This is a genomic window from Sphingomonas sp. CARO-RG-8B-R24-01 (assembly GCF_022662295.1).
In the GTDB taxonomy this organism is placed as follows: Bacteria; Pseudomonadota; Alphaproteobacteria; order Sphingomonadales; family Sphingomonadaceae; genus Sphingomonas.
Map to the genome: position 1 here is coordinate 38,217 of NZ_JAKNQI010000013.1, position 22,243 is coordinate 60,459.

Here is a 22,243-nt window from a genome sequence, read left to right on the forward strand (position 1 = left end):
TCACTGCTTGTTCTCCAACAGGCCACGTCCGGCCAGGTTTGTCATCAGCGCGCCGATCCCGGTCTGCCACGGCGCGGCGTCGCGCGAGGTCACCACGCGATTGACCAGCCGTCCGAGCTTTGCGCTCTCGATCGCCACGACGTCGCCGACCTTGTGGGTGAAGCCCCGACCGGGGTCGTCGCGATCCTGCACCGGCGCGAACAAGGTGCCCAGGAACAAGGCAAACCCGTCCGGATATTGATGCTCGCTCAACGTCTGGCGGACCAGCTCGAGCGGGTCGCGGCTGATTTCCGCCATGTTGCTCGCGCCGTCGAGAACGTAGCCGTCCGCGCCTTCGATCCGCAGCGACACTTCGGCGGAGCGGACGTCGTCGATCCCGAAGCTGTCGTCGAACAACCGCACCAGCGGGCCGAGCGAACAGGATGCGTTATTGTCCTTTGCCTTACCGAGCAGCAGCGCCGAGCGTCCCTCGAAATCACGGAGGTTGACGTCATTGCCGAGCATCGCACCGACTGCCTTGCCGGTGCTGTCGACTAGCAGCGCGATTTCGGGCTCCGGGTTGTTCCAGGTCGAATCCGAGCGGATCCCGATCTCGGCATCCGCGCCGACCGTGGCGAGTACGGGCGCCTTGGTGAACACCTCGGCATCCGGACCGATCGCGACCTCGAGATATTGCGACCACAGGCCATCGTCGATCAGCGCCGCCTTGAGCGCGGCGGCCTCGGGCGTACCCGGCACCACGCCGCGGATCGACCCGCCGACCCGCGCCTCGAGCCGGTCGCGGATCGCGCTTGCGGCGCCCGGATCGCCGCGGCCGCGCTCCTCGATCACGCGTTCGAGCGCGGAGACCGCAAAGGTGACGCCGCAGGCCTTGACGCATTGCAGGTCGACCGGGCTGAGCAGGTCGACGGACGCGATCGAGAAGTCGGGGATCGGATCGCCGCCGGCGCCGCTGAAGTCGCCGCGATCGACCAACGCCGCGACCGTCGGCACGACCCGCGCCATGTCATAGGCTTGCCCGCGCACCACCAGGATCGGCGACGGTCCCGCGCGCGTCAGCATCCTGCCGACGAAGCTTCCCGTGCCCCAATCTTCCGGTAGCGCCGACGCCAGACTGCCGCGTTCGCCCTTCATTCCCCACTCCCCTCGACATTATATTTTGATAGCGTTAACAACACCAGCATCGGCACGCTGTCAAGGCCGCGACAGCCACAAGATAGTGGCGTGGAGAGGAAATTGGGATGGAATTGGTCCGCACGGTCGCAATCGGCCTCGCAAGCGCGCTGTTGCTCGGCGCAAGTCCCGCGCCGCGGACGGTGTGGCTCGGCAGCTGGGCCGCGTCGCAGCAGACGCCGGAGCCAAACAACGCGCTTCCCGACGCCGATCTGAGCGACGCGACGCTGCGGCAGGTGGTTCGCCTGTCGACGGGGGGCCGCCACCTGCGCGTCCTGGTCAGCAATGCCTTTGGCACCGCGCCGCTGCGGGTCGACGCGGCGCACGTGGCCCGGGCCGGATCGGGCGCGCGGATCGTGCCCGGCTCCGACCGTGCCCTGACCTTCGACGGCGCGGCCACCGTCGTGATTCCGGCGGGCGCCGGCTATTGGTCCGACCCGGTGGCACTGGACGCGCCCGCGCTGGCATCGATCGCGGTGTCGCTGTATCTGCCGACGGCACCAAAGGGCCAGACCAGCCATCCGGGGTCGCGCGCGACCAGCTATCTGGTGCATGGCAACCATGCCGGCGACCCGGCGCTGCGCGACCCGCAGACCGTCGACCATTGGTTCCAGCTTGCGGGCATTGCCGTCGAGTCCCCGGACGCCGGCGCCCGCGCCGTCGTGACGCTCGGGGATTCGATCACCGATGGGCATGGCGCGACGACCAATGGCAACGATCGCTGGCCCGACCTGCTCGCCAACCGGTTGCAGGCGGTTGCGGGCACGCGGCCGGTCGGCGTGCTCAACCACGGGATCGGCGGCAATCGGCTGCTGTCGGACGGGCTCGGGCCCAATGCCCTTGCCCGGTTCGATCGCGACGTCGTCGCGCAACCGGGCGTGCGCTATGTGATCGTGCTGGAAGGGATCAACGATCTCGGCACGCTGACCCGCGATGCGCCCGTCACGCCGGAGGCGCACGCCGCCCTGGTCGCGCGGATGATCGGATCGTACCGCCAGATCGTCGCGCGCGCGCATGCCGCGGGAATCAAGGCGTATGGCGCGACGATCCTGCCCGACGGCGGCTCGGCTTATTATCATCCCGATGCGCGGAACGAGGCGGATCGTGCCGCCGTGAACGCGTGGGTCCGCACCCCCGGGAACTTCGATGCGGTGATCGATTTCGACGAGCTGATGCGCGATCCCGCCGCGCCGACCCGCTTGCGCAAGGCGTATGATTCCGGCGACGGGCTCCACCCCTCGCCGCTCGGCTATCGCGCGATGGCCGATGCGATCCCGCTGGCGCTGTTCCGGTAGCGTTCGGCCGGCTTCCGCACGCCGGTGCACCGAGCGCGGAAGGGTCCACTGTGCACCGGCCCGATATCGGAGGCAACGCCCCCGGACGCCGAACCCGGAACCCTAGCCGCGGGCATGACGTTTGACCTTGCGACTTACCCGGTGTGGCGTTGGTCGCCCTCTTCGGAAGCGTTCCCGTGACGACACCCCAGATCCTGTCCTTCGCCATTATCGCCGGCGCCATCGTGACCTTTGCCTGGGGGCGGTTCCGCTACGATCTCGTCTCGCTGGTGGCGCTGTGCATCGCGGTGATCGTCGGGGTGGTCCCGATCAAGGGCGCGTTCACGGGCTTTACCAGCGACGTCGTGGTGATCATCGCCTCGGCGCTGGTAGTGAGCGCGGCCGTGGCGAAGTCCGGCGTGCTGGAGGCGACGCTCGCGCCCCTGCTGGGCCGGCTGAAGAGTCTGCCGCTACAGGTCCCGGCGCTCGCCGGGGCGACCGCACTTCTGTCGATCGTGACCAAGAATGTCGGTGCTCTGGCGATCCTGATGCCGACGGCGATCCGGCTGGGGCGGACCGAAGGCAGCTCGGTCTCCGCCTTGCTGATGCCGATGTCGTTCATGTCGTTGCTCGGCGGGCTGGTCACGCTGGTCGGGACCTCGACCAACATCATCGTCAGCCAGGTGCGCGAGGAAACCGTCGGCAAACCGTTCGCCATGTTCGATTTCGCGCCGGTCGGGCTGTGCCTGACACTGCTCGGCTTCGTCGTGGTCAGCCTCGGCTGGCGCCTGCTGCCGCGTGACCGGCAAGGGCGCGAACGGCTCGAGGACGGGACCGCGGAAGAGGCCTATTCGACCGAAGCGACCGTTCCGGACACCCTTCCCGACACGCTCGGCACGATCGCGGATCTCGCGCTCGACAAGGACAAGATCGTCGTGGTCGGTCTGGAATGCGCGGATGGCCGGCGTTTGCCCGCCGGGCCCGACACCCGGCTCGTTCCGGGCGAGATCCTGTTGCTGGAGGGGGACGACGAAGGTCTCGCGGCCATGTTCGCGCGCCTGCCGTTGCTGCCCGCGCGGTCCGAGCACGCGCTCGAAAGCGCCGAGGCGCATACCGAGGTGCGCTCGATCGAAACCGTGATCCAGCCGGACTCCCCGTTGATCGGCCAGTCCGCGCAGCGCGCACGGTTGCAGGACGATTTCGGCGTGAAGCTCCTCGCCGTCGGCCGCCGCAATGAACGGATCACGCAACGCCTGCGCGAAGTGACGCTGCGGGCGGGCGACCTGCTGCTGATCCGGGCGAACGATACGGCCCTTCCCGAATTCGTGCGCAGCCAGTCGCTGCTGCCGCTCGCCGAACGCGCGGTAAAGCTCGGCAGCCCGCGCCAGAAATATGGTCCGATCCTGGTGCTGGCGGTCGCGATCCTGCTGATCGCGTTCAAGGTCGTGCCCGTCGTCGGCGGCTTTTTCGGCGCGGCGGTGGCGGTCGTGCTGATCGGTGCGCTGCCGATGCGCGAAGCGTACGGCGCCCTCGAACCCGAAGTGCTGATCCTGATCGGTGCGCTGACCCCGATCAGCGAGGCGGTACAGCATACGGGCGGGACCGGGCTGATCGCCGCGGGGCTCGCGCATGCGCTGACCGGGGTCGCTCCGATTATCGTGCTCGGCGTACTGCTCGTCACGGCAATGGCCTGCTCGCCCTTCCTGCACAATGCCCCGACGGTGCTGGTGCTCGGGCCGATCGCGGTGCTGGTCGCCAAGCAACTCCACCTCAATCCCGATCCGTTCCTGATGGCGGTCGCGACCGGGGCGGGCTGCGACTTCCTCACGCCGATCGGCCACCAGTGCAACACGCTGGTGATGGGCCCGGGGGGCTACCGGTTCGGGGATTACTGGCGGCTGGGCCTGCCGCTGTCGCTGGTGGTGATCGGGTTCGGCGTACCGCTGATCGCCTTCTTCTGGCCGATGGCGGGCGGCTGAGGCGGTAACGCCCTGGAATACGCGCGTAATCGTTGCAGGGACGGAACACTCGGGCGCGCGGGGCGTATCTCGCACACCTTCGAAGGATTGCAGACTATGGCTCAGCAAGACGTGCGCGATATGCCGATGGCAAGCGCACCCCATCCCATTCACTCGGTACTCGCGGCGTTTCCACTCGCGTTCTTCACGACCGCGTTCGTGACCGACCTCACCTACGTCAATACTGCCGAAATGATGTGGGCGAACTTCTCGGTCTGGCTGATCACCGGCGGCCTGATCATGGGCGTGCTCGCGGCGATTGCCGGGATCGTCGACTTTGCGCGCAACCGTCGCGCGCGGCGGGCGCCGCGGCCATGGTTCCACAGCCTGCTCAACATTGTCGTGCTGGTGCTCGGCACGGTCAACGCGTTCATCCACAGCCGCGATGCGTACACGTCGGTCATGCCGACCGGGATCCTGCTGTCGGCGATCGTCGCCGTGCTGGTGATCGTCTCGAGCTGGACCGGCACGTCGGTCGCCCATCGCTATCCCGTAGGAGCCGCATGATGCGCATTCTTCCCACGCTGGTCCTCGGCGCGACGACCCTGGCGCTTGCCTCCTGCGGCGGGGCCGGCGGCTCCACCGACAAGCAGATCGGTGCGAATCCGACGCTGCCCGCGATCAACCAGTATCTGCTCCCGCCGATGCACGTCGCGCCCGCCAGCTCGTGGACGGGCGGCGAGACCCCGACGGTGGCCCCCGGCCTGCAAATCACCGCGCTCGCCACCGGTCTCGCCCATCCGCGCCAGCCGTTTGTCCTGCCAAATGGCGACGTGCTCGTGGTCGAGGCGAACGGCCCGGGCAGCGCGCCGGTCAAGCGGCCCAAGGAACTGATCATGGGCCTGGTGCAGAGCTATGCCGGTGCCGGTGCGAAGGGTGGCAACCGCGTCACGCTGTTGCGCGACACCAATGGCGACGGCAAGCCGGACGTCCGCACCGTGTTTCTCGATCACCTGAATTCCCCGTTCGGGATCACGCTGGTCGGCGGCGACCTGTACGTGGCGAACACCGATGCGATCCTGCGTTTCCCCTATGTCACGGGCCAGACCAGGATCACCGCGCCGGGCGTCAAGCTGACCGATCTGCCCGGCGGGCCGATTGATCATCACTGGACCAAGAGCCTCGTCGCCAGCCCCGATGGGACCAAGCTGTACGTCGGCGTCGGATCGAACAGCAACATCACCGAAAACGGGATCGAGGCGGAGAAGAACCGCGCCGCGATCTGGGAAGTCGATCGCACCAACGGCGCATCGCGGTTGTTCGCGACCGGATTGCGCAACCCCAACGGCCTGACCTTCAACCCTACCAGCGGGCAGCTGTGGGCCGTGATCAACGAGCGCGACGAGATCGGCCCGGATCTCGTGCCCGATTACATGACTTCGGTGAAGGACGGCGCGTTCTACGGATGGCCGTACAGCTTCTGGGGCCAGCACGTCGATCCGCGCGTGATGCCGCAACGCCCTGATCTGGTGAAGAAGGCGATCCTGCCCGACTACGGCCTCAGCTCCCATGTCGCCCCGCTCGGGATGGTGTTCTACGCCGCGACCAATCTACCCGGGGCCTATCAGGGCGGCGCGTTCGTCGCCGAACACGGCAGTTGGGATCGCGGCAACCTCAACGGCTATAAGGTCGTCTACGTCCCGTTTGCCGGCGGCAAGCCCAACGGCAAGGCGCAGGATGTCGTGACCGGCTTCGTCGGCCCGAACGGCAAGGCGCGCGGGCGCCCGGTCGGGCTGGCGGTCGACAAGTCGGGTGCGCTGCTGATCGCGGACGATCTTGGCAACACCGTATGGCGGGTGACCGCCAGGACGCCGCCGGTGGCGACCGCTTCCCTGCGGTAACGGGGCTGCATCGCGACGGCCTCCCCGGCGGAGGCAGTCGCCGGGTGCGCCGGTCGAGGGAAGCCGGGACACCGCAGGCCCGCGATCGTCTTGCCACCCGGATCGAGTCTTCGCGGCGGACGCCGGGCGTTTGCCGCTTGCCGCTCGCGCACCGTGGGTTACCACGGGTCCTTCCCCGGGAAGGACCCGACCATGCAGCCGCGCACCCGTACCGCCCTCGCCCTCCTTGCCACGATGCTGCTTGCAACGCCTGCCCTCGCCGACGGGTACGATACGCGCGTCGCCCGCGTCCTTCGCACGACGCCGCTGATCGACGGGCACAACGACTGGCCCGAACCGCTCCGTGACCGCGCGGGCGAGCAGCGCTGGAGCATCGATCTCGCTGCCGGGCTCGATCGGCGCACCCCCCGATACGACACCGATATCGCGCGGCTCCGCAAGGGCGGGGTCGGCGGGCAATTCTGGTCGGTCTATGTCGACGCCGCGCTTCCCGGGCTCGAACAGGTCAAGCAGACGCTCGAGCAGATCGATTTCGTCCACACGATGGTCGCGCGCTACCCCAAGGATCTCGCGCTCGCGCGCACCGCCGACGACGTCCGCCGCATTCACCGGAGCGGCCGGATCGCTTCGCTGATCGGGGTCGAGGGCGGGGGGCAGATCGACGGGAGCCTGTCGGTTCTGCGCGCCTATCACGATCTCGGCGCGGGGTATCTCACCCTCACCCATTCGCGCACGATCGAATGGGCGGATTCGGCGACCGACGATCCACGCCATGGCGGGCTCACCGCGTTCGGCGAGGCGGTGGTCGGCGAGCTCAACCGGCTGGGAATGCTGGTCGATCTCAGCCACGTCAGCGAGGATACGATGCGCGACGCGCTGCGCGTGACGAAGGCGCCGGTGATCTTCTCGCACTCCGGGGCGCGCGCGGTGAACGATCATCCTCGCAACGTGTCCGATGCGGTGTTGCGGCTCGTCGCGGCCAATGGCGGCGTGGTGATGGTCGATTTCGCCCCCAATTACGTGTCGGACGCCTATCGCCGCTGGTCGGCCGAGCTGGCGGCCGAAAAGACCCGGCTCAACGCGCCGCCCTTCGGTGGCCTGCTGATCGGGCAGCCCGAAAAGGCGAAAGCGGCGTTGCAGGACTGGCAGGCGCAACATCCCGCGCCGCGTGTCACGCTGGCGCAGGTGGCCGACCATATCGTGCATGTCGCGCACGTCGCAGGGGTCGATCATGTCGGAATCGGATCGGACTTCGACGGGGTTGGGAGCGTTTTGCCCGAAGGACTGGACGACGTCTCGACCTACCCTGCGCTCCTCGCGGAATTGATGCGCCGCGGGTGGAGCGACGGCGATGTCGCGAAGCTCGCTGGCGGCAATGTGCTGCGCGTGATGGCGACGGCAGAGCGAGTGGCGCAATCGATGTCGGGAACGCTGCCGGCGACGGGGACCCCGGCCGGGATGGATGCGGGCGGCACTTCCGCGCGGTAGCGTTGCAGGGTGCTTGCATGCCTCCCCTCCCGTTGGGTCGGGGTGTCGGACCAGAAGGTACGGGTCGCTCCCGCCTCGCGCATCCCGCCCGGTCCAAGGAACAGTTGCGCGGCGTTACCCCCCGTACGCCGCCGCCTTGGCCAGCACCGCGCGCGCCTGTTTCAGATGCGGGATGTCGAGCATCCGCCCGTCGAGCCCGACCGTCCCCGCCCCGCCCGCCGCATCGAATGCCGCTACGACCCGCTCGGCGAACGCGACTTCCTCCGCGGCCGGCAGATAGCTCTCGTTGATCGCGGCGACCTGCGCCGGGTGGATCGCGAGTCGCCCGGTAAACCCCTCCGCCCGCGACGCGCGCGAGGCGGCGCGCAACCCCGCCTCGTCGCGGAAATCGACGTACAACGTGTCGACCGCCTGCACCGACGCCGCCTTCGCGCCGAGCAGCGTCAGCGTCCGCACGGTGCGATAGGTCAGTGCCCAGCCGCCCGCCGGATCGAGATTGGTCGAAGCCCCCAGCGCCGCCGCCAGATCCTCCGCCCCCCACGTCAGCCCGGCGAGCCGCGGCTGCGGCACCTTCGCATAGTCGCCGAGCGTGAACGGCGCGGCGGCGGTCTCGGTCGCGACGGGCAGGATAGCAATCGATCCGGCGGCCAGCCCCGCCTGCGCCTCGAACGCGTCGAGATAGAAGGACAGCTGTGCGATGTCGGCGGGTCCGGCGCATTTCGGCAGCATCACCCCATCCGGCGCCGCCGCGACCACCGCGACGAGATCGTCGAGCACCATCCCGCTGTCGAGCGGGTTGACCCGCACCCACAACTGGCTGGTGCGGGCTTCCTGCGGTCGATCCCCCAACAATCCGGCGACGAGATCCCGCCCGCGCGCCTTGTTCTCGGGCGCGACCGAATCCTCGAGATCGAAGATCAGCGCGTCCGCGCCGGTGCCATCCGCCTTGGCGAGCTTCTTCTCGCTGTCGCCGGGGATGAACAGCCACGAGCGCAGGTCGATCATGCCGCGTCCCCCACGGGGGTCTTGCGCTGGAGGCCGGTGCGCTTGCACGTCGCGACGAGTTCGTCGCGCTGGTTGAACGCGCGGTGGACGAAGGTGACGATCCCGGCGTCGGGGCGCGAGCGGGATTCGCGCAGGTCGACCACCTCGGTCTCGATCCGCAGCGTATCGCTGATGAAGACGGGGGCGGGAAAGCGCACCTCGTCCCACCCGAGATTGGCGACCGCGGTGCCGAGCGTCGTGTCGCCGACCGACACGCCGACCATCAGCCCCAGCGTGAAGGTCGAGTTGACGATGATCCGGCCATAGTCGCTGGTCTTCATATATTCGGCATCGAGGTGGAGCTGCGCGGGATTGTGCGTCAGCGTCGAGAACAGCAGATTGTCGGTCTCGGTCACCGTCCGCCGGATCGCATGTGCGAAGGTCTGCCCGACCTTCAGCTGCTCGAACCATAATCCCGCCATCGCCTGCCGCTCCCTCTACCGCCCTGTGCCGGGCCTGTCCGTGTTACGGGGACGGCCATACCAGCGATTTCGGGAAGGGCTAGGGGACGAAGACTTCCCCGTCCGTCACCCCGGCGCAGGCCGGGGCCGCCATGTCGAGGGACACGACCCGCGGTACCGCATTCCGCCGTCCGGCTACGCCAGGGTGACGAGACGGCCCCGGCCTTCGCCGGGGTGACGGATAAGGAGTCGAACGGCGGGGTTACTGCAGCGCGGCGATGAACGCGCGCGCGTTGGCGCCGACCTGCTCCGCCGTCGCACCGACCGAATAGAGCGCGCCGCCCAGACCGAAACCCGCAGCGCCCGCCGCGGTCCACGGCGCCATCCCCTCGGGCGTGATCCCGCCGACCGGAAGCACGCGCACCGTTTTCGGCAACACCGCGCGCATTGCCTTGAGCACAACCGGGCTCGCGGCTTCCGCCGGAAACAGCTTGAGCGCGGTCGCGCCCGCCTCGAGCGCGGCGAACGCCTCGCTCGGGGTGGCGATGCCGGGGAGCGAGACCAGCCCCGCCGCCGCGGTCGCCGCGATCACGCGCGGGTTCATGTTGGGGGAGATCACCATGGTCCCGCCCGCCGCCTGCACCGCCGCAACGGTGTCGGTATCGAGCACCGTCCCCGCGCCGATGATCGCGCGCCCTCCGAACCGCTTCGCCAGCCGCGCCACGCTGTCGAGCGGGTCGGGCGAGTTCATAGGCACTTCGATCAGCGTGAAGCCCGCGTCGACCAGCGCCTCGCCGATCGCCTCGACCGCGTCGGGGCGGACCCCGCGGAGGATCGCAACCAGCGGGCAGCGCGCGAAGGCGGCGTCGAAATCGGAAACCATGGTCATGCGATCATTCTCCAAGCGCGCGCGACAGCGCGATGATGCCGGCGGCGAAGGCAGCGTGGCTGTCGACCACGTGCGGCGTGCCCCCATTCGCCGCGACCGCAATCGCATAAAGTCCGCCCAGATCGGGGTCGGACAGGATATGGAGGTCGCCGGCCCCGCTTGCCAGCCGCACCGCAACGTCGCTGCCGATCAGCAACCCGCTGGCATAGGAAGCGGCATCCGCATCGTCGCGCTGGCCGAGCAGCTTGCTCGCGCGGATCCCGAACAGCGCGGCGGACAGGTCGCGCCGCTTGCCGGCCTCGACGCCGTCGCGGAACGCTGCCCCCGGCGAGACCGCACCAGCCAGTTGCGTCGACAACAGCCCGTGCCCGCGCAGCAGCGCGAACAGCTCGCCGGTCATCGCGGTGGTGAAGTCGACCACCACGCCCGCCTCGACCCGCGCCCATTTGCAATGCGTGCCGGGCTGGCACAGCAGCCCGTCGGCCGGCACCAGCCCCGCCGCGACCGCGCCGAGCAACTGGACTTCCTCGCCGCGCATCACGTCGGCGCGCCCGTCCGCGAGCACCGAAAGCCCCGGGACGATCGCGGTCCGCGCGTCGATCCATGCCAGCCCGCGCGCGATCCCGGCGAACCCCGCAGGCACCGTGACATAAGGCACGTCGCGCCATCCGATCGTCGAGCCCACCATCCCGGCGAGCAGCATCGGCAGGTCCCCGAAGCGCGTGCGGATCTCCGCGACCGCGGCGGGAAAGCCGTCCCGCGCGATCGCGGTCACGCCGCGCGCATCGCGATCGGTAGCGACGACGCGTCCCGCCTCGATGCGGTAGACACGACGGTTGGTCGTGCCCCAATCGACGGCGAGGAAGGCGTCCCCGAACGGTTGCGCTATCGGCACGGTCAACGCTTCGACTCCTGTGCGCCGGCGCGGATGCCGGCAAGGCCACCGGCGCTACATCGGCGATGGCGGAATGCTCCGGGTATTTATCTGACTTATTGGTCTTGTCCAGCCGCCACCGTCGTGACCGGGCCGTGACAGGACGGTCGCGAAGGGCCAGAATGGCGCGCTATGGTTCCCGTAACGCCCCCTCCCGCCGCCCCGCCGGCCGCCGCGCCCGCCGCGCCCTCGCGAAACCTGACCTACCGACTGCTCGACACGATCGGTCGCGATATCGTCACCGGGGTTTACGAGACGACATCCTTTCCGACCGAGGCGCAGCTTGCGCAGACGCACGGCGTCAGCCGCTCGGTCACGCGCGAGGCGGTCAAGATGCTCACCGCCAAGGGCCTGCTCAGCGCGCGCCCGCGCCAGGGGACCGTCGTCCGGCCCGCCGAGACGTGGAACCTGTTCGACCCCGACGTGCTGCGCTGGCTGCTCGAGCGGACCTTTTCGGTCGATCTGCTGCGCCAGTTCAGCCAGTTGCGGATCGCGATCGAGCCCGAGGCGGCGGCGCTCGCCGCGCGCTTCGGGGACACCCGGGATCTCCACCGGATCGACGCCGGGCTCGCCCGGATGATCGCGGCGGACCAGGCGGCGGACGATCCGCTGGACGCCGACATCGCCTTTCACATCGCCATCCTGCAGGCCTCGCGAAACCCGTTCTACGGCCAGTTTCGCGAGGTCGTGGCAACCGCCCTGCGCACGTCGATCCGCTTCACCAACCGCATCAAGGGGCGGACCGCGAGCATCGCCGATCACGCCGCGGTCCGCGACGCGATCGTCGCGCGCGATGCCGATGCCGCGCGCGCCGCGATGCAGCATCTGATCGGCGACGTGCTCGCGCTGATCGAACAGGGCGACGGGGACGACACAGCGCCGACGGCTTGATGCCATCGCATCCGCCTTCTATCAGCCCATTCATCATACAAAACATGAGAGCTGCCATGACCACCGCGACAGACCCCGCCCCGCCGCGTCATGGGCCCATTCGCCTCGGGATCGTCGGTATCGGAAAGATCGCGCGCGATCAGCATGTTCCCGCGATCATGGCGAACCCGGGCTTCGTTCTGGCGGCAACCGCGGACCCGCACGGCAGCCTCGACGGAGTCCCCGCCTTCGGCGATTTCGCGGCCATGCTGGCGGGCATGCCCGACCTGGACGCGGTTGCGATCTGCACGCCGCCCGGGCTGCGCGCCGGGATCGCGACGGCCGCGATCGATGCCGGGCTCGCGGTGCTGCTCGAGAAACCGACCGCCGCGACGCTGGCGCAGGCCGAGGGGATCGTCGCGCACGCCGCCGCGTCCGGGACCCCGCTGATGGCGACGTGGCATTCGCGCGAGGCCGCCGCCGTGGCGGAGGCGCGCGGCTGGATCGCGGAACGGCAGGTCGCGCAAGTGACCATCACGTGGAAGGAAGACATCCGCCGCTGGCACCCGGGGCAGGAATGGATCCTCGCCGCCAACGGGTTCGGCGTGTTCGATCCCGGTATCAACGCGCTGTCGATCCTGACCGAGATCCTGCCCGATCCGGTCCGCGTGGAAACCGCGCACATCGCGATCCCCGAAGGTCGCGCCGCGCCGATCGCAGCCCGGCTGGCGCTGGTATCGGGGGACGCACGGATCGCGGCCGACTTCGACTTCCTGCAGACCGGGCCGCAAAGCTGGGACATTCGGGTCGGTACCGATAGCGGCACGCTGGTGCTCAGCGACGGCGGCGCGACGATCGCGATCGACGGCGAGGCGCCCCGCCGGGCGGACAATGTCGAATATCGCGCCCTCTACGCACGGTTTGCGCAGATCGTAGCGGAGGGCACGTCGGACGCCGATCTCGCGCCCTTGCGCCTGGTCGAGGACGCGATCCGCGTCGCCGAGCGCGAGGTGGTGGCCCCCTTTGCGTTCTGACCCGATCCACCGGGTCGCCTGGGCACGGCTGATCCGACCGCGTGGTCGGCGTGATGACGCGCGCTACCGGCGGACCGGAGCGATATCGGCCTCGCTCCAGCCGCCGCCCATCGCCTGGTACAGCGAAACGTAGGACGTCAGGCGATCCGCGTTCGCCTGCACCAGCGCGAGTTCGGCGGTAAGCAGCCCGCGCTGCGTATCGAGCTGGTCGAGATAGGACGAATAGCCCGCGCGATACCGGTTCGACGCATTGCGCAGCGCCGCCGCCAGCGCATCGCGCTGCCCGCGGATCGCGACCGCCTGCTCGCCCGAGCGCTGCACGCCCGCGAGGCTGTCGTCGACTTCGCGGAAGGCCGTCAGCGCCGCGCGGCGATAGGCGAATGCCGCCTGGTCGCGGCGTGCGATCGTCGCATCGGCATTGGCGCGCAGCCGTCCGCCATCGAACAGCGGCGACAAGACGCTCCCGCCGAGCGAAAACACCCCGACCGGATTGGACAATGCGGTCGTCAGGATCACGCCGACCGACCCGGTCAGCGCGATGTTCGGCAGCAAGGCCGCGCGCGCACTGTCGAGGCTGCGGTCGGCCGCGACCAGCGTCTGTTCCGCCTGGTACAGATCCGGGCGCCGGCGCAGCAGGCCGGCGGGAAGCCCGGCCGGGATCGGCGGCGTGCGCAAAGCGGTCAGCGCCGCGCCGCGCAGGATCGCGCGCGGGGTCTCGCCGAGCAGCAGCGCGAGCGCATCCTCCTGCCGCGCGATCGCGAGCTGGGCTTGCGGAATGAGCTGCTCGGTCGCGCGATATTCGCCTTCGGCCTGATGCAGTTCGAGGTTGGAGGTGTAGCCCGTCTCCGCCCGCCGCCGCGCGATGCGTAGCCCGTCGCCGCGCGCCGCGAGCGTATCGCGCGCCACCGCAAGCCGTGCGTCGAGCGCGCGCAAGGTGATGTAGCCGGTCGCGACGCTGCTCACGAGCCCGAGCCGCACGCCATCGCGCGCGCCCTCGCTGGCGAGCAACTGCGCGCGCGCCGCCGCACTGGCGTTGCGCAGCCGGCCGAACAGGTCGGGGTCATAGCTGACCGACACCGACGGCTGCGCCGCGACATTGGTGGTCGCCACGCCGAAGGCGTTGAGCGCGCGGGCGTCGGACGTCGGCAGCCCGGCGCTGACCGACGGCGCGAGCTGCGCCCGGGCAAGCCGCTGCAGCGCGCGCGCCTCGTCCACCCGCGCCGCGGCGGCCCCGAGATCCGGGCTGTTGGCGATCGCGCGTTCGATCAGCTGGGTCAGCACCGGGTCGCCGAACGCGCTCCACCAATCCGTCCGGACCGCCCCGCTTGCAGCAAGCGCCGTCCGCCAGGCGGGCGGCGGGACGACCGCCGTCGTTGCCGGCGCCACGGGGCGGGGTCCGAGACATCCCCCCACGGCGAGCGCACCCGCGAGCAGTCCAGCGATGCGCTTCATCGAATCTTCGGCCCGGACGAGGTATCGACTCGCGCCTGCACCGACATGCCCGGCCGCAATCGTCCGGCCAGCGCCTGGCCCGGATCGATCTTGATCCGCACCGCGATCCGCTGCGGCACCTTGGTGAAGTTGCCGGTCGCATTGTCCGCCTTGAGCACCGCGAATTCGGAGCCAGCCGCAGGCGACAGCCGCTCGACATGGCCAGTCAGGCGGGCGTTGGCGAGGCCGTCGACGGTGAAGCTCGCGGGCTGGCCGACCGCCATCCGCGCGGTCTGCGCTTCCTTAGAATTGGCGATGACCCAGGTTTCAGGCGGGACCAGGAACATCAGCTGCGATCCGGCCGTCACATATTGGCCGACGCGCACGCCGACTTCGCTCAGCCGGCCACTCTCGGGCGCGCGCACGATCGTGTTGTCGAAATCGATCTGCGCGAGCCGCTGTGCCGCATCGGCGCCGCTGACGCCCGCGCGCTGCCCGCCGCGCCCGACCTCGACCGTGCGGATGTCCTGCCGCGCGATCTCGCGTGCGGCATTCGCCTGCAGCACGCCCGCCTCGGCCTGTCGCAGCGCGGCGAGCGTCTGGTCGCGTTCGCGCAGCGACACCGACCCGTCGGTGACGAGGTCGTTGACGCGGTTCATGTCGGCCTGCGCGCGGAGCAGCTGCGCCTTGGCATTGGCGACCGCCGCGTCCTGCGCCTGCAGGCTGGCGGCGCGCGCACGCGCGGTCTGGTCGCTGTTGGCAAGCGTCGCCTGTTGCGCGGCGACCTGCGCCTTCGCCTGGTCGACGCGCTGGCGGTAGATCCGGTCGTCGATCCGGACGAGCGGCTGCCCTTGCGTCACGGTCGCGAAGTCGCGTTCCAGCACCGCGGTCACATACCCGCTGACCTGCGGGCTGATGACCGTCGTGCGGCCCCGGACATAGGCGTTGTCGGTCGCCTCGGTCGCGGTCGCGAACGGCGGCAGGCGCCAGGCGGACAGCACCGCGCCGACGCCGATCGTCGTGAGCACGAACGCGACGATCAGCGCGCTGCGCGAGGGACGTGGTGGCCGCCAGCCGGAACCGACCGGCGCGGCGGCGGCCGCGGCGGACGTCCCTGCGCCAGTGGTCGCTTCCGCGGCGCGCGCCTCGGTAACGGGTTCCGCCGCGACCGGGCTGGCGGCGGGTGGCTGGCGCGTGTCGGTCATGCGGGAACCCCGGCAGGCGCGGCACGGCGCAGGCGCCGTTCGCGACGGATCAATAGAATGGCGAGATAGGCCGTGGTCAGTCCGGCAAGGATCGCCACCAGCCGGAAGGTGTCGTCATAGGCCAGCACGTTGGCCTCGCGCGTCGCGGTCTGCGCGAGCAGCGCGCTGCCCTCGGCGGAGCGCAACGTCGGGTCGCCGATCACGCGCCCGACCGCGCCGCCGCCCGCCGCGATCCGCGCGGTGACGATCGGGTCGGTCGGGTCGATCGACTGGACGATCGCCGCGCTGTGCGCCTTTTCGGCAATCGTCTGATAGGTGCCGAGCAGTGCCGCCCCGCCGAGGCTGCCGAGCGAATTGACCATTCCGAACAGCGCGAGGAAGCTGATGATGTGCCCCGCCCCCGCCTGCAGCGCGCGCGTCATGCCGAACAGCAGCGACGGCCCGAGGAAGAACGTGCCCGCGAAGGCGATCACCGCCTGGGTGCCATAGAGCTGTTCCGGCCGGGTCAGGCTGGTCGAGCGCGAATCCACGAACGCCGCCACCGCCACCAGCCCGATCGCGAGCATCACCGGATGCGCCAGGCGGTTGACGTCGAGCGTCACCGCGCTCGCGATGACGCCCGCGACCGAGGCGACGAAGATGATCACGAACAGCGTGCCGAACTGGTCGTTGTTCTGCCCCAGCACGGTCAGCAGCCCGACCGCGGCATAGGTCTGTTCGGACAGCACGAGCCGCGCCATCAGCGTGACGATGGTGAAGCGCACGATATCGGCGCTCCCCAGCCAGCGCGTATTGAGCAACGGGTTGGCGCGGCCATGCTCGATCACCAGCGCGGCCGCGAGCAGCGGGATCGCGATGACCAGCGACCAGCCGATCCACGGCGCCTCGAACCACCACACGATCCGCCCCTGCCCCAGCACCGCGGAGAACAACGCGATCGCGGTCGCGAACAGGGTGAAGGTGAGGAAATCCATCGGCTCGAACGCGGGTTTCCGCTCGGTCGGCGGCAGGCGCAACAGGCTGACCGCGACCAGCGACAGCAGCGCGAGCCCGAATTCGAACTGGTACAGCGCCCGCCACTGCGACATCGCGAGCAGGTCGGGCGAGAACAGCCGCGCGAGCGGCGTCGCGCATTGCGGGATCCCGATCCCGATGACCAGCGCGCGCAGCCGCCATTTCGTCGGCAGCGCCTGCATCATGTAATAGAGGCTGAGCGAACTGAGCGCCGCCCCCGCCATGCCGCTCGCCGCACGCACCGCGATCGCCGAACCCAGGCCGTGGACGAACAGATGCCCGAAGGCGAGCAGCACGTACAGGCCGAGGAAGAGGATCGTGAACGGCCGCAACCCGTATTGCTGGCGGAACTTGATCAGCAGCAGGTTCATCGACGCGTTGGTCATGACATAGACCGTCGGCAGCCATGCGATCTCGGTCGGATCGAACCCGAGCGCCCCCTGCAGCGTGGTGGTATTGACCGAAATCAGCGCCGTCCCGAGCCCGCCGGTCAGCCCGACAAGCACCGCGATCGCCCCATAGGCCAGGCGCACCGCATTGCTGTGCTCGGGCGACGCCGGCGACCCCGGCAAGGCCGGGCGCTCGTGCGGCGCGAACGTCCATTGTTCCTCTGTCAGGAAACGGCGAATACGACTGGCGGCCATCGCTAATCCTACGCGCGACCCGGCCGAAGGATCAATCCGTGCTTGTGGTGGAGCGGGCCCGGCAAAAAGATTGCGATCCTGCCCCAACCGTTGATCCAGATCAGCCCATGATGCGTTTGGGGTCGTTACCAACCGCAGTCGAAGTGGAGCGCATGTGGCGGATTGTGCAACCGGAGTGGCCGGTCTCGATGATATTCTGGCAGGCGGGCTCGAGCCTGGCCGCCTGTTCCTGCTCGAAGGCAGCCCGGGCACGGGCAAGACGACGATCTCCACGCAGTTCCTGATGCAGGGTGCGGCGGCGGGCGAGCGGGTCCTCTACATCACCTTGTCCGAAACCGAGGAAGAGCTGCGGGCGGGCGCCGCGTCGCACGGCTGGGTCTTTCCGCCCTCCTTCACCGTGTTCGAGCTCGTTCCGCCCGAAAGCCTGCTCGACACCGATCACCAGCAGAGCCTGCTCTATTCGTCGGACCTCGAACTCGGCGAGACGACCAAGCGCATCTTCGAGGCGTTCGAGCGGATCAAGCCGTCGCGGGTCGTGCTCGACAGCCTGTCCGAAATCCGGCTGCTCGCCCAGAGTTCGCTGCGCTACCGTCGCCAGATCCTGGCGCTGAAGCATTATTTCGCGCGCCATGACGCGACCGTGCTGCTGCTGGACGACCTGACCGCCGAGCTGATGGACAAGACGGTCCATTCCGTCGCGCACGCGGTCATCCGGCTCGAGGAACTGTCCCCGACCTATGGCGCGGAACGCCGCCGCATGCGCGTCCTGAAATATCGCGGGCGCAAGTATCGCGGCGGTTATCACGATCTCGTCATCGCTACCGGCGGGGTCCGAGTGTTTCCCCGGCTCGTCTCGGCCGAGCATCGCGGCAGCTTCTCGCGCGAGAGTATCGCGATCGACAATGACGCGCTCAACGGGTTGATCGGCGGCGGGTTCGAACGCGGCGCGAGCACGCTGATCCTGGGCCCGGCGGGCACCGGCAAGTCGTTGCTGACGCTCAGCTTCGTCAAGTCCGCGATCGACCGCGGCGAATGTGCCGCGATGTTCGTGTTCGACGAGGAACTGGGGTTGCTGTTCGATCGCGCGCTCGGGCTCGGGATCGATCTCCAGGCGATGGTCACGGCGGGGCATCTCGTGATCGAGCAGATCGATGCCGCGGAGCTGTCGCCCGGCGAGTTTTCGGAGCGCGTGCGGATCTGTGTCGAGCGGCACAAGGCGCGTACCGTCGTGATCGACAGCCTCAACGGCTATCAGGCGGCCATGCCGGAGGAGCAGGCGCTGATCCTGCACATGCATGAATTGCTGCAATATCTGAACCGGCAGGGCGTGATGACCTTCCTCACCGTCGCGCAACACGGGCTGGTCGGCGACATGAAGTCCCCGGTCGACGTGACCTATCTGGCCGATACGGTGATCCTGTTGCGATATTTCGAGGCGGCCGGTCGGGTCCGACGCGCCATCTCGGTCGTTAAGAAGCGGACGGGCCATCACGAGGATACGATCCGGGAATTCACGATCGGTCGCACCGGCATCTCGCTCGGGCGTCCGCTCACCGCATTCCAGGGCGTTCTGCGCGGGGTCCCGACGTTGATCGGCGACGACGCACTGTTGCTGGACGTAACACAGGCTTGACCGTTTCTTGAACCGTACCCTCGCTGAAGGCGCCATCATTCTCGCACCCCGCGGCCGCGATGCCGCGATCGCGCAGGCGATGCTGGTCGAGGGCCGGATGGAAGCGGCGATCGCTCCCGATCTGGCGGCGCTGGTGGCGGCGCTGCGCAGCGGGAGCGGCTTTGCGATCGTGACGGAGGAGGCGCTGCGGAGCGCCGACCTGCGCGAGCTGACCGTCGTCCTCGCCGGGCAGGCGGAATGGTCCGACCTGCCGTTCATCGTGTTGACCGAGCGCGGCGGCGGGCTGGAGCGCAATCCCGGCGCGGTGCGGCTGCTCGAGACGCTCGGCAACGTCACTTTTCTCGAACGCCCCTTTCATCCCACTACGCTGCTGTCGCTCGCCCGCGCGGCGCGGCGCGCGCGGCTTCGGCAATATGAGGCGCGCAACCGGCTGGAGGACATCCACGCCGGTCAGGAACGGCTGAAACTCGCCATTGCCGCGGGCGGGCTCGGCGCCTGGACGTTGGACATGTCGACCTCGACGCTCCACGTCGAGCCGGACACCAAGGCGCAGTTCGGCCGTGGCCCCGACGAGCCATTCGACTATTTGGACCTTCTTGCCGCGATCCATCCCGACGACCGCGACGACACCATTGCCGGCGTCCAGCGTGCGATGGCCGACCATTCGGACTATCGCGCGGAAGTGCGCTGCGTCTGGCCGGATGGTTCGCTGCACTGGCTGCAAGTCGACGGGCGGGTCGAGCGCGATCGCGCCGGCAAGCCGCGCCGCGTCGTGGGCGTGTCGCACGAAATTACCGACCGGCGCGTGATCGAGCTGCGTCAGCGCGCGCTCCTCGCGCTCAGCGACCGCCTGCGCGAGGCGCCCGACACCGCATCCATGTCGTTCGAAGCGGCCGCCATCCTGGGCAGCACCTTGGGGGTATGCCGGGCTGGCTATGGCGTGATCGATCCCGTGGCCGAGACCATCACGATCGAGCGCGACTGGTGCATGCCCGGCATCCAGACCCTCGCCGGCGTATTGCATTTCCGCGATTACGGCTCGTACATCGAAAATCTGAAGCGCGGCGAACTGGTGGCGTTCGCCGATGCGCGGACCGATCCGCGCACCGCCGAGAGCGCCTCCGCGCTCGAGGCGATCGCGGCGCGCGCGGTGATCAATCTCCCGCTGGTGGAGCGCGGCACCTTTTCCGCCTTGCTGTATCTCAGCCACGCGCACCCGCGTGCGTGGTCCGACGACGACCTCACCTTCGTGCGCGACGTGGCGGATCGCACCCAGGCGGCGATCGAGCGTCGCCGTGCCGAGGACGCGCTCGCCGCGCTGGCCGAGACGCTCGAGCGGCAGGTCGAGGAACGCACGCGCGAACGCGACAGGACGTGGCAGAATTCGCAGGACATGCTGGCGATCCTGTCGGAGGACGGCATGATCCTGTCGGTCAATCCGGCCTGGACCAGCGTGCTCGGCTGGAACCCGGACGAGATCATCGGTCGCAACCACCTCGCCTTTGCGCATCCCGACGAAGTGAGCGCCAACGCCGCGGCGCGCGAAAGCGCCTTGCGCGGCAATCTGCGGCAGTATGAAAATCGGTATCGCCACAAGGACGGCAGCTACCGCTGGATCGGCTGGGTCGCCACGCTGGAAGGGAACCGCCTGTACGCGAGCGGCCGCCACATCACGGCCGAACGCGCGGCGCAGGCGGACCTGGAAAGTGCGCAGGAACAGCTGCGCCAGGCACAGAAGATGGAAGCCGTCGGCCAGCTGACCGGAGGCCTCGCGCACGATTTCAACAATTTGCTGACCGCGATTTCCGGCAGCCTCGAACTGATCCAGACCCGGATCCTGCAGGGGCGCGCGAACGAGCTCGACCGGTACGTCAACATGGCACAGCAAGCCGCGCGCCGCGCCGCGGCGTTGACGCACCGCCTGCTGGCGTTTTCGCGACGCCAGACGCTCGACCCCCGGCCGACCGACATCAACCGCCTGATCGCCAGCTTCGAGGATCTGCTCCGCCGCTCGGTCGGGCCGTCGGTCGAGATCGAGATCGTCGGTGCGGCCGGGCTGTGGACGACGCTGGTCGACCCGAACCAGCTCGAGAATGCGGTGCTGAACCTGTGCATCAACGCGCGCGACGCGATGCCCGACGGGGGCAGGATCACGATCGAGACCGCCAATATCTGGCTGGACGCGACCGCGGCGCGGACCCGCGACATGGCGGCGGGGCAATATATCTCGGTCTGCGTGACCGACACCGGGTCTGGCATGACCCCCGAGACGATCGCGCGCGCGTTCGACCCGTTCTTCACCACCAAGCCGCTCGGCGAGGGAACCGGGCTTGGCCTGTCGATGATCTACGGCTTCGTCCGTCAGTCGGGTGGGCAGGTGCGGATCTATTCCGAACTCGGCAGCGGCACGACGATGTGCCTCTATCTCCCGCGCTCCTACGATGCCGAGGAACCCGATCTCGAAAGCCAGCCGACGCTGGACGCGACCGCGCGGGCAACCGGCAAGACGGTACTGGTCGTCGACGACGAACCGGCCGTGCGCGCGCTGGTCGTCGATACGCTGGTGGATCTGGGCCACCACGTGCTCGAGGCCGGTGACGGCCCCAGCGCGGTCACGCTGCTCGATTCAGACCGGATCATCGACCTGATGATCACCGATGTCGGCCTGCCCAAGGGGATGAACGGACGGCAGCTCGCCGATGTCGCGCGCGTCAGGCGGCCCGACCTGAAAATCCTGTTCATCACCGGCTATGCCGAAAATGCGGCGGTCGGCAATGGACACCTCGATCCGGGCATGCATATTCTTACGAAACCCTTCGCAATGGATGCCCTGTCCGCGCGAATACAGCAGTTGACGACCGACTGACTACATAATTCGAAGTAATTCGAAGGATAGTCCCGCTTTGCGTTGCGCGGGGCGGCGGTAATTTGTTACTCAATTGTCTGCCATCACGGCTCGGCACGGTGCTGCGCGGAGGGGGGGGCAAATGGCGGTTCCTTTGAGGACATGTAGCGATTTTGCCGGGCATGTGGGCACCACCTTCACGGTCGGCATGCCAAAGCTCGGCATGGTGGCGCTCACCCTGGTCGAGGCATCGCGGCGGCGTGCGGTGGACGGCCGTGCATCACCCTTCTCGCTGGTATTCCGCAGTTCCTCGTCCGAGACCTGGCCGCAATCGACCTATCACATGACCCATCCGGTAATGGGGCAGCTCGACATTTTCCTGGCACCGTTGCGCCGTGTCGAGAATGGCATGGACTATGTCGCCACCTTCGACTGAACGGCGGCGCGGCCGTCGGTGGCAACTGCGGTGCCGATGCGCTTTTCGACCCCGTACAGGCAACCGAAG

18 protein-coding genes are annotated in these 22,243 nt (G+C 68.8%); 10 read left to right on the top strand and 8 right to left on the bottom strand.

Translation table 11 applies throughout. The features are described 5' to 3' along the window. On the bottom strand, window positions 1-1,134 hold the full coding sequence (locus L8G49_RS20085; RefSeq protein ID WP_242187703.1) for a fumarylacetoacetate hydrolase family protein: 1,134 nt from the start codon (window positions 1,132-1,134) through the stop codon (window positions 1-3). Window positions 1,135-1,241: 107 nt separating this feature from the next. Here L8G49_RS20085 and L8G49_RS20090 point away from each other — a divergent pair, with 107 nt between their 5' ends. From L8G49_RS20090 to L8G49_RS20110, 5 genes are all read left to right on the top strand, one after another. Beyond that, window positions 1,242-2,468: an SGNH/GDSL hydrolase family protein gene (locus tag L8G49_RS20090; RefSeq protein ID WP_242187705.1), complete on the top strand. Its 1,227-nt coding sequence runs from the start codon at window positions 1,242-1,244 to the stop codon at window positions 2,466-2,468. 176 nt (window positions 2,469-2,644) lie between these two features. Then, a complete protein-coding gene (locus L8G49_RS20095) occupies window positions 2,645-4,426 on the top strand; it encodes an SLC13 family permease (RefSeq protein WP_242187707.1) in 1,782 nt (593 codons plus the stop codon). A 96-nt stretch (window positions 4,427-4,522) separates the two neighbouring features. Then, on the top strand, window positions 4,523-4,972 hold the full coding sequence (locus L8G49_RS20100) for a DUF2231 domain-containing protein (RefSeq protein WP_242140396.1): 450 nt from the start codon (window positions 4,523-4,525) through the stop codon (window positions 4,970-4,972). After that, window positions 4,972-6,306 carry a sorbosone dehydrogenase family protein gene (locus L8G49_RS20105; protein ID WP_242187804.1) on the top strand — a complete coding sequence of 445 codons (1,335 nt, stop codon included), beginning with the start codon at window positions 4,972-4,974 and terminating at the stop codon, window positions 6,304-6,306. The genes L8G49_RS20100 and L8G49_RS20105 overlap by 1 nt, the downstream gene beginning before the upstream one ends. Window positions 6,307-6,498: 192 nt before the next feature. Beyond that, window positions 6,499-7,794, top strand: a complete 1,296-nt coding sequence (locus L8G49_RS20110) for a dipeptidase (RefSeq protein WP_242187713.1) — start codon at window positions 6,499-6,501, stop codon at window positions 7,792-7,794. Between the two features lie 114 nt (window positions 7,795-7,908). On the opposite strand, the gene L8G49_RS20115 is transcribed toward L8G49_RS20110, so the two are convergent. The 4 genes from L8G49_RS20115 to L8G49_RS20130 all read right to left on the bottom strand — a co-directional run bounded on the left by L8G49_RS20115 (window position 7,909) and on the right by L8G49_RS20130 (window position 11,029). Next, window positions 7,909-8,799: a CoA ester lyase gene (locus L8G49_RS20115; RefSeq protein ID WP_242140394.1), complete on the bottom strand. Its 891-nt coding sequence runs from the start codon at window positions 8,797-8,799 to the stop codon at window positions 7,909-7,911. After that, on the bottom strand, window positions 8,796-9,260 hold the full coding sequence (locus tag L8G49_RS20120) for a MaoC family dehydratase (protein WP_242187714.1): 465 nt from the start codon (window positions 9,258-9,260) through the stop codon (window positions 8,796-8,798). Before L8G49_RS20120 ends, L8G49_RS20115 begins: the two co-directional genes overlap by 4 nt. A 241-nt stretch (window positions 9,261-9,501) precedes the next feature. Continuing rightward, window positions 9,502-10,128: a 2-dehydro-3-deoxy-6-phosphogalactonate aldolase gene (locus L8G49_RS20125; RefSeq protein ID WP_242187718.1), complete on the bottom strand. Its 627-nt coding sequence runs from the start codon at window positions 10,126-10,128 to the stop codon at window positions 9,502-9,504. A 4-nt stretch (window positions 10,129-10,132) separates the two neighbouring features. Beyond that, on the bottom strand, window positions 10,133-11,029 hold the full coding sequence (locus tag L8G49_RS20130; protein ID WP_242187719.1) for a 2-dehydro-3-deoxygalactonokinase: 897 nt from the start codon (window positions 11,027-11,029) through the stop codon (window positions 10,133-10,135). Between the two features lie 165 nt (window positions 11,030-11,194). On the opposite strand from L8G49_RS20130, the gene L8G49_RS20135 reads away from it, so the two are divergent. After that, complete coding sequence (locus L8G49_RS20135; protein WP_242187720.1) at window positions 11,195-11,953, top strand: FadR/GntR family transcriptional regulator; 759 nt, start codon at window positions 11,195-11,197, stop codon at window positions 11,951-11,953. Window positions 11,954-12,009: 56 nt separating this feature from the next. Then, the gene (locus L8G49_RS20140) at window positions 12,010-12,966 is read left to right on the top strand and encodes a Gfo/Idh/MocA family oxidoreductase (protein ID WP_242187721.1); all 957 of its coding nucleotides are present in this window, start codon (window positions 12,010-12,012) and stop codon (window positions 12,964-12,966) included. Window positions 12,967-13,029: 63 nt separating this feature from the next. On the opposite strand, the gene L8G49_RS20145 is transcribed toward L8G49_RS20140, so the two are convergent. From L8G49_RS20145 to L8G49_RS20155, 3 genes are read right to left on the bottom strand one after another with little or no spacing between them, the layout of a single operon-like run. After that, on the bottom strand, window positions 13,030-14,418 hold the full coding sequence (locus tag L8G49_RS20145) for an efflux transporter outer membrane subunit (RefSeq protein ID WP_242187722.1): 1,389 nt from the start codon (window positions 14,416-14,418) through the stop codon (window positions 13,030-13,032). Next, window positions 14,415-15,602 (bottom strand): HlyD family secretion protein, encoded by a 1,188-nt coding sequence (locus L8G49_RS20150; RefSeq protein ID WP_242187723.1) that lies wholly within the window; start codon window positions 15,600-15,602, stop codon window positions 14,415-14,417. The genes L8G49_RS20145 and L8G49_RS20150 overlap by 4 nt, the downstream gene beginning before the upstream one ends. Continuing rightward, window positions 15,599-17,260, bottom strand: coding sequence for an MFS transporter (locus L8G49_RS20155; protein ID WP_242187724.1), 1,662 nt, complete (start codon window positions 17,258-17,260; stop codon window positions 15,599-15,601). Before L8G49_RS20155 ends, L8G49_RS20150 begins: the two co-directional genes overlap by 4 nt. A gap of 175 nt (window positions 17,261-17,435) precedes the next feature. On the opposite strand from L8G49_RS20155, the gene L8G49_RS20160 reads away from it, so the two are divergent. The 3 genes from L8G49_RS20160 to L8G49_RS20170 all read left to right on the top strand — a co-directional run bounded on the left by L8G49_RS20160 (window position 17,436) and on the right by L8G49_RS20170 (window position 22,174). Then, on the top strand, window positions 17,436-18,893 hold the full coding sequence (locus L8G49_RS20160) for an ATPase domain-containing protein (protein ID WP_242187727.1): 1,458 nt from the start codon (window positions 17,436-17,438) through the stop codon (window positions 18,891-18,893). Window positions 18,894-18,900: 7 nt separating this feature from the next. Next, a complete protein-coding gene (locus L8G49_RS20165; RefSeq protein ID WP_242187729.1) occupies window positions 18,901-21,759 on the top strand; it encodes a PAS domain-containing protein in 2,859 nt (952 codons plus the stop codon). A 187-nt stretch (window positions 21,760-21,946) separates the two neighbouring features. Continuing rightward, window positions 21,947-22,174 carry a hypothetical protein gene (locus L8G49_RS20170; protein ID WP_242187731.1) on the top strand — a complete coding sequence of 76 codons (228 nt, stop codon included), beginning with the start codon at window positions 21,947-21,949 and terminating at the stop codon, window positions 22,172-22,174. Window positions 22,175-22,243: the final 69 nt, after the last annotated feature.